This window comes from Candidatus Rhabdochlamydia sp. W815 (assembly GCF_018642185.1).
GTDB lineage: Bacteria > Chlamydiota > Chlamydiia > Chlamydiales > Rhabdochlamydiaceae > Rhabdochlamydia > Rhabdochlamydia oedothoracis.
On the sequence record NZ_JAAVTY010000076.1, the window covers coordinates 1 to 7,604 of the forward strand.

Annotated in this window: 9 protein-coding genes and 1 pseudogene; 2 read left to right on the top strand and 8 right to left on the bottom strand. The window is 35.9% G+C overall.

The features are described from left to right. Nucleotides 1-121: 121 nt before the first annotated feature. The 8 genes from RHOW815_RS05725 to RHOW815_RS05760 are packed head-to-tail and all read right to left on the bottom strand — an operon-like array spanning nt 122 to nt 6,152. Nucleotides 122-808: a response regulator transcription factor gene (locus RHOW815_RS05725; RefSeq protein WP_194845051.1), complete on the bottom strand. Its 687-nt coding sequence runs from the start codon at nt 806-808 to the stop codon at nt 122-124. Beyond that, a complete protein-coding gene (murI, locus tag RHOW815_RS05730; RefSeq protein ID WP_215217375.1) occupies nt 805-1,710 on the bottom strand; it encodes a glutamate racemase in 906 nt (301 codons plus the stop codon). The genes RHOW815_RS05725 and murI overlap by 4 nt, the downstream gene beginning before the upstream one ends. Continuing rightward, a complete protein-coding gene (locus tag RHOW815_RS05735) occupies nt 1,697-2,266 on the bottom strand; it encodes a LysM peptidoglycan-binding domain-containing protein (protein ID WP_215217376.1) in 570 nt (189 codons plus the stop codon). The genes murI and RHOW815_RS05735 overlap by 14 nt, the downstream gene beginning before the upstream one ends. A 3-nt stretch (nt 2,267-2,269) precedes the next feature. Further along, complete coding sequence (locus RHOW815_RS05740) at nt 2,270-2,923, bottom strand: OmpA family protein (RefSeq protein WP_215217377.1); 654 nt, start codon at nt 2,921-2,923, stop codon at nt 2,270-2,272. Between the two features lie 12 nt (nt 2,924-2,935). Beyond that, complete coding sequence (tolB, locus tag RHOW815_RS05745) at nt 2,936-4,309, bottom strand: Tol-Pal system protein TolB (RefSeq protein ID WP_215217378.1); 1,374 nt, start codon at nt 4,307-4,309, stop codon at nt 2,936-2,938. Further along, the gene (locus tag RHOW815_RS05750) at nt 4,299-4,985 is read right to left on the bottom strand and encodes a hypothetical protein (RefSeq protein WP_215217379.1); all 687 of its coding nucleotides are present in this window, start codon (nt 4,983-4,985) and stop codon (nt 4,299-4,301) included. The genes tolB and RHOW815_RS05750 overlap by 11 nt, the downstream gene beginning before the upstream one ends. Before the next feature lie 4 nt (nt 4,986-4,989). Further along, nucleotides 4,990-5,409 (bottom strand): ExbD/TolR family protein, encoded by a 420-nt coding sequence (locus RHOW815_RS05755; protein ID WP_215217380.1) that lies wholly within the window; start codon nt 5,407-5,409, stop codon nt 4,990-4,992. Then, on the bottom strand, nt 5,409-6,152 hold the full coding sequence (locus RHOW815_RS05760; protein ID WP_215217381.1) for a MotA/TolQ/ExbB proton channel family protein: 744 nt from the start codon (nt 6,150-6,152) through the stop codon (nt 5,409-5,411). The genes RHOW815_RS05755 and RHOW815_RS05760 overlap by 1 nt, the downstream gene beginning before the upstream one ends. 32 nt (nt 6,153-6,184) lie before the next feature. Here RHOW815_RS05760 and RHOW815_RS05765 point away from each other — a divergent pair, with 32 nt between their 5' ends. Then, nucleotides 6,185-7,102, top strand: coding sequence for a hypothetical protein (locus RHOW815_RS05765; protein ID WP_215217382.1), 918 nt, complete (start codon nt 6,185-6,187; stop codon nt 7,100-7,102). A gap of 227 nt (nt 7,103-7,329) precedes the next feature. After that, nucleotides 7,330-7,437: pseudogene (locus RHOW815_RS05770) on the top strand (IS5/IS1182 family transposase); the annotation flags it as partial. Nucleotides 7,438-7,604: the final 167 nt, after the last annotated feature.

Here is a 7,604-nt window from a genome sequence, read left to right on the forward strand (position 1 = left end):
ACATTTTTATACAAAAGATAACATCTTCTTGCAAAATAGAGCAGTTTTTTCAAAAAAAACTAGTTATGCAATTCTTAATTTGAAATCAAACTAGTATAGATTGATTATTGACATCTTAAAGTTATTCTCGGAAACGATATCCTACACCGCGCACTGTTTCAATCCAATCAAAGTTAGGACCTAGTTTTTTGCGTAAGGATGCGATGTGTACATCTATGTTCCGATCGACGATAAAAGCATCGTCATTATGGATATCATCCAGTAATTGATTGCGTGTTAAAACTTTGCCGCGGTTTGTTAGAAGGCGGCGTAGAATGCCGAATTCAGATAAGGTAATGGTAATTACTTTATCTCCTTTGCGGAGCAAATAACGATCTACTTCTAAGGAAAATTCGCCAAAGGTAATGATTTTTGGCGCCTTTTCAGGTTCTTTAGCACGGCGTAAAACAGCTTTAATGCGAGAGAAGAGCACTTTAGGAGAAAAGGGTTTAGGTACATAATCATCAGCGCCTAGTTCTAAACCTAAAATCATGTCTAACTCTTCTGATTTAGCTGTTAGAATGATGACGGGAATGCCACGTAGATCGGGGTTTGCTTTCATTTTACGGCATACGTCAAAACCGTTTTGTCCGGGTAACATAATATCGAGAATGACCAAATCTGGTTTTTCTCTTTCAATAGCGCGATAACCATTTATGCCATCTACTTCAACATGCATCTTGTATCCAGATGCTTCTGCTTGTAATTTGATTAGCGCTGCAATATCTTCTTCGTCTTCGATTAGCAAGATTCTTTTTTTATGACTCATCTATGACCTCGTTTAGCAATGGATAAATTAAGTTTGTTTTTTAATTCAAGCAGAGAAATTAAATTTTTTTCACGCTTTTTGTGTACTTGTGTCATGATGAGGGGCGATGTTTTTTCGATGGGATGGTGGAAAAATCGTTTGCTTAGTGTGGAAAATCTCTCTGGATCTTGCGATACAAAAAATTGGTATTTGGCAGGATCTGTTTGCTGGTTTAATAAATCTAGTTTAGATAAGAACTGTCTTGTTGTTTGGGCGCATCTGCTTGCTGGATCTAATAAGGGAATTTTATTCCCCATACACTGTCGAATGAGAGACTGAATGAGAGGATAATGCGTGCATCCAAGCAATATCGCATCAATCGATTCTTCTGTAAGGGGGGATAGATACTCCGTCACTGCTAATTGAATGATTGGATGATCAAAATATCCTTCTTCGATTAAGGGAACAAACAGAGGGCATGCAATACAAGATAGGGAAACATCAGGCAATTTGGTGTATAATTGTTTTTGATAAGTTCCAGATGCAATTGTAGCTCGTGTTCCTAAAACAACAATAGATTCATTAGGTTTAGTCTCCATAATTTCTTCTATGGCCTGCTCTATTATGGCTATAATGGGTACATTGATAATACTACGAATAATCTCTAAGCAAGCAGCACAAGCTGTATGACAAGCAATGATTAATAATTTGATATCTTGAGATAGTAAAAAATCTATGCTTTCTAAGACGTAAGTAGTAATTAACTCAATGCTTTTATTCCCATAGGGAAGATGTGCGGTATCTCCGAAATATGTGATATTTTCGTGTGGCAAGCAAGTAGAAATTGCTTGCATTACGTTAAGACCTCCTAATCCAGAGTCAAAAATGCCTATTTTTTTTTGACTGATATCACTCTGTGTCATGGGGAATTTTTAGCTCCTGTCCGGGGAATATGGTATCTTTAATCAGTTTATTATTTGCTTTAAGCTCTTCAACCGATACATGATGAAGCCTAGCGATTTTTTCTAAAGAATCTCCTGCTCGAACCTTATAAGATTTTACTCTTGTTTTTGTTGTAGAGGGATGTATTTTTTTAAGTAGGTCTGCTATTGTGTTTTTTAGCTCAGAGACATTTTGCAAGCCCTTTTCATGAGCGATTAATTGTGTGTTCATTTTGTTTAGATGTTCTAAGAGTTGCTCTATATCTTTTTTCAGGTTTTTTATCTCAGAAGAGAGTTTATCTATTGTATTTTCTTGCATTTGCATACGTGATTGAAGTTCTTTGCATTCAATGAATACAGGAGTTTTTTGTGCATCTATTTTTTCTTCCATTAATTGCATATCGACTTCAAATGTACGGATTTGATGCTTTAAATCTGCTATTTCTAATTGCAGCTCGTAAGAAGAGGGAATATATTCGCGTGTTTTCCCATAGCAAAAAGTGGTTATGAGCATGCATGTAAGAAAAAGGGTACTCATTATTTAAGAGGGATTGTAAATTTTGAATTCTGCACGTCTATTTTTGGCCCAAGCCCCTCTGCTGCATTCTCGAATAGCGGGTTTTTCTTTTCCATAGGAAACGGTGTGGACTCTTTCTGGATGGACTCCTTTTTGGACAAGCATAGAACGGATATAGTTAGCTCGTCTAGCTCCAAGAGAGAGGTTGTATTGCTCTGGCCCTCTTTCATCGCAGTGTCCTTCAACAAAAATAAACAACTGGGGATTTTTCTTGAGGTATTGTGAAATTTGATCGATGATTTGGTAGTAGTTTTTCCCCTCAATTGTATCTTTATCTGTATGGAAATAAAGGGTTCTAAAAATCTCTGCTTCAAATCCTTTAGGACAGCTAAATCCTTCAATTCCAGGCAGCCTTCCTCCTCCAGGGTCGTTTTTAGGAGGGGGAATAGCTGCTTCGCTAAACTGTTGCTGCAGGTCTTCTTCATTTAATGCAATAAACTCTTCTTCCATAGGACCTAGAAGATGGTCATAAGGGTCATTTGCATAATCCCATAAATCATTTGCCTTTTTATAATTACTAGATGTCAAGCTGTCTTTCCAGACAGAGAATCTATTTCCCATACACCCTGTTAAAAAACAGGTGCAGCTCAAAATTCCTATAATGGTTTTTTTATTCATTTTTTTCCTCTCTTAAAGTCCCCAATTAGGGTAGTGTTTTTTCCCAAGGCCTCGACTGATTTTAATAACTTGGGGTTGGTTTAAATTAACAACGTAAATTTCAGAGTTGCAATCTTGTGTAGAGTTAAAAATAATATGGTTGCTATTTGGAGCCCAAAAAGGATTTTCTTTATTACCAGGCCCTGAGGTTAGTTGCCACTCTTCGTTTTTTTCAAAATCGTAAATCCATATTTGCCGTATACCATTTGTTTTAGCACTATAAGCTAATTTTGTGCCATCAGAGGACCAAGATGGACAAGAGTTTTCTCGGTTTTTTTTAGTAATCATAACAGCAGGGGGGCGTTTTTTATCAGAGTTTATAGAGATAATGAAAATCCGCGTTCCTCCATCTTTATTGGAAGCGAAAGCAATTTTAGAACCATCGGGGCTAAATGCAGGAGAAGCTTGTACTGCATGTGGGTGTGAATAGATTTGAATGGGTTTTTCCATTTTACCCGTTTCGGGTGAAAATGCTTGGAGAAATAGATCTACACGGCCACTTGCATCAGAGATAAAGGCAATTTTATTTCTTTGGCTAGAAACAGCAGGTAGTAATTGATTTCCTCTTAAATGACTAACTCGTTTAGCTTTATCTGTTTTTGAAGCTTGAAAATAAATTTTAGGTTGACCTGTTTTATAGGATACAAAAAAGAAGCCTTCTTTAGAAGAGTTTTCTCTTTTAGGTAATAAAACAGGGCTGATGCAATAAGTTTTTTCTGAAGTGACTTGACATGCATTAGCTCCATCCCAATCGCATTCCCAAATTTCAGAAATCCATTTTCCTGATTCGTTATGTGGAATTTTTTGAGAGAATAAAATTCTGGTGCTAGCAACGCCTTCTATAGAAAACAAGGCTTTATGAAGAGCATCTGCTAATTTATGAATTTTTTTTCGGTCTTGCGATAAATTACCGCTAAGCAAAATAGGGCCGAATGTTTTCAAGCAAGACTTGCTGACATTAAAAAGATATAGGGTTAACTGCTTTTGGTTAACACAACATTTCAGTATATAAGGAATCCCAAATTTTTGCCAGTTTTGGATTTGAAAAGCTGCTGTTAGATCTTTGTTGCGGAGTAATTGTTCTTTATCAGACGTTCTTTGACAAACCTTTGTAGATCCATTATAGTCCAGATCGTAGCAAAGAATAGCTTCTAATTGATTTAAATAATGGACATCAAAAACCGCTTTTTGAGAAAAGATTTTGCCTAAGTAGATCGGTTGTAGCTGACTTATAGTTGGTAAATGGACTCTAATTTCCTCTTCTATTTTCTCCGCACAAACCACCGAGGAGAAAAGGGTAATAAAAAGATAGACGCTGATAAAATAGATATAGATTTTAGAGAGCATTGCAAAAAGTTAGGGTAAAAGTTTGTTCGTTATTAAGTGTGACTTTTTCATTGTATTTAGGTAATACAATGTTAGGTAAGCACTTTTCTAAATACAGTTTATTTGCTTTACTTTCTGCTTGAAGGACCAATAGCTCAATTATTTTACCAGCTGGGCTGACTGTTATTTTTACCTTTACTTCTCCATATTCAGGAAGCTGTAGTATCTGAGTGAGCTCTTTAACCAATGATGCTGTATAGCTAGGTAATGTAGGCTCTTCTTGTGCAGGAGCCACAGCTACTTTAGAAGGTAAAGATGCTGTAACAATTGTACTGCTTTTGCATTGTTTATCATCTTTTTGTTCAATTTTCGCAATACTTTCTTCTAATTGTTTGAGAATAGAAGGAGGAATATCAAATTCTTGAAGTGGGGGTTTTGGAGTAGGGATTCTTCTTTTCCTCTGTTTTATAACAGAGGAACTCTTTTTAACTAACGGTTTTATGGGTTTTGGAATGGGTGTTTTTTTTGGGGTTAGACTTGTTGTTTGTGCATTAGGGTAAGAGGATTTTAAAGAGATGGTTTTTACAACAAGATTCTGCGGTTTTTTACTTTGTTTCTGCGGCTTTGATCCCATTAACATGCCCACAAACCCTATGTGGGCGCTTATCAACAAAAAGAGAAGAATCTTCTGATCCATACTCTCATCCAGATTTTACGATGACATCAAGCTGCTCAAATCCTGCTAATTCTGCTGCATTCTTAACAGATTGATAAACTCCAAATTGTGCTCTTTTATCGTGAAAAAGCTGCAGAGGGATATTGCCTTGTTTTTGATGAAGGTCTTTTAGGCAGTGCATTAATTGTGCTTCAGAGATTCTTGTTTGATTTAACCAAATAGAATTATCTTCATGCACATAGATAGTAGCTATTGCATTTTCATAAACAGGGTAGGTTAATTCAGAAGAAAAAAAAGAGAGCTGTACACGATCTACTTCTACCATAGGGGCAATAAGAATAAATAAAATTAACACAACAAAAACGACATCAATTAGTGGGGTTAAATTGACCAGGTTTTCTTCAGAGGAAATCTCTTGATAAGAGAACTGTCTTTTTTGACGCATCAATCCAGATCCACCCTGCGATATTGTAGTTCTAAATAAGAAAGAAGCTCATATAAAAAATCCTGCATTTCTGAGGAATAATTGGAAATTCTATGTTTTAAGTAATTATAAGCAATTAAAGCGGGGATTGCAATAACAAGGCCTAAAACAGTGGTTGCCAAAGCTGTAGAAAGACCTCCTATAATCACACTATTAGAACCAATGGAGCTACTGTTTTGCAAACCTGAAAAAGTCACTAAAATGCCCCAAACCGTTCCTAATAAACCTAAAAAAGGAGCAAGTGATACAATAGTTGGTAGAATAAATAGGTTTTTTTCGAGTTGTTTTACATGATAAGAAATCGTGGTCAGTACATGGCTTTCCACAGCCTCTAAATCAGTAGAGGATAGATAGATCTTAGGCTTTTCCAAATCTTGTGTAGAAAAATACAAATTCTTGTTGAGAATTTCTCCTGTTTTTACTTTAAGAGATCCGAGAATATGAGCAAAAGGGTGCAGATCTTTACAAGCGTTTACCTCTTGTAAATCTATTTGTAGCATTCTTTCCTTTTGACTTGTGTAGTTTTTATAGAAAATTTGAGATAAACGAGCGGTTCTATGGGTAACTTTAATTTTCTGGATCAGTATAATCCAACAGATCAGAGAAAGGCCGATTAAGGCCAACATAATTGCTTTGCCAAAAACATCGGACTGGGCATAAGCATTGATAAATGTAGTAAAACTAGCTATTGGGATTTCAGGCATGATCATACGAAGGGTTCTTCCCTAAAGAGATAATGGGAAAAAAGAAATTTGTCAATCTTAAACATTCGATAGGAACGATTATCAACTTTTGTAGTTATGACTTTGCTTTTCTATCTCTTTGTATACAGGCTGCTCAAGAGTTTTCCACACAAATTATTGTGCCTGTCTGTGATCATATGTTTAGCGGGGAAAAAGAAGATTCTCTTTTTTTACAAAAGGTTTATGCGCTTTTTCCTGATGTGCAATTCATTGAATTTCCTTTCAATATCTCTAAGAAACACGACCCTCATTATTGGCATAATTTATCCCGTTTGATAGGTAGTTTTTTTTTACAAAAAGAGATTCAATATGTGCTCTTTCTCGATTGTGATGAAATTGTAGACACAAGCCATTTTATAAAATGGCTAGAGCATTTTAACTATACTCAATACACAGCAATACGGCTTGCTAATTACTGGTATTTCCGCAGTAGCTCTTACCAGGCGACGAATTGGGAAGACACGCCTCTTTTCTTAAAAAAAACCAGAGAGAATCTACAAGCTCTTATGCATCCACAAGAAAGAGCGGGTACCTATTTCTCTGTGCAGTCAGAGAAAAAACGGATGTGCTTAAGCTTGGACAAAAAGCCCATGGTTCATCATTTTAGCTGGGTTCGGACAAAAGAACAGATGCTAAAAAAAGTATCTAATTGGGGCCATCGTAAAGAGCGTAATTGGAAGCATTTAGTAGAGCAGGAGTTTTGTTCTTCTTTTCAAGGAACCGACTTTGTCCACGGTTACTGTTTTGAAACCGTGGATCCTTTTACTATTGATTTATCAGCTCAACCTCTAGAAGTAGCCTCTAATGCTAGCATAGTGAGGCTTAAAGCTCATGAGGTACATTGTATCGATCTTTCTATACATTTTGAAATTGATTTGCCTCAAATCGCTCATCTTTTAAAGCATTTTTAGTTCTAAAATAGTTAGTGAATTTTTATAAAAGTAGTATTAGAGCCTGTTTAAAATCTTCTCATTAAGGTATAATGATAGTTTTCATAAAACCTTTGGAGGTAGTTATGACCTGCTCTTATCCAAGCGATATTTCTCGTAAACAATTTAGCAAAATCCATCTAAGCGCCTGTTTAAAATCTTTTCATTAAGGTATAATGATAGTTTTCATAAAACCTTTGGAGGTAATTATGACCCGCTCTTATCCAAGCGATATCTCTCGTAAGCAATTTAACAAAATCCATCTAATACTTGAGTCTACACGCAAAAAAACACGTCCACGAATAGTTGATCTATACTAGTGCCGATTCAAACGGCTAGCTTAATGGGATTTAAGTCAACGACTTGAAACTTGTCGTTTATCCTACATTTCAAAATATCTGTTATTTTCGGTATCTCTTCTAAGAAGAATCCTCTAATTGCCTGAAAAAAAGTCACCGACGTTTCGTAATATCGATTGTATACC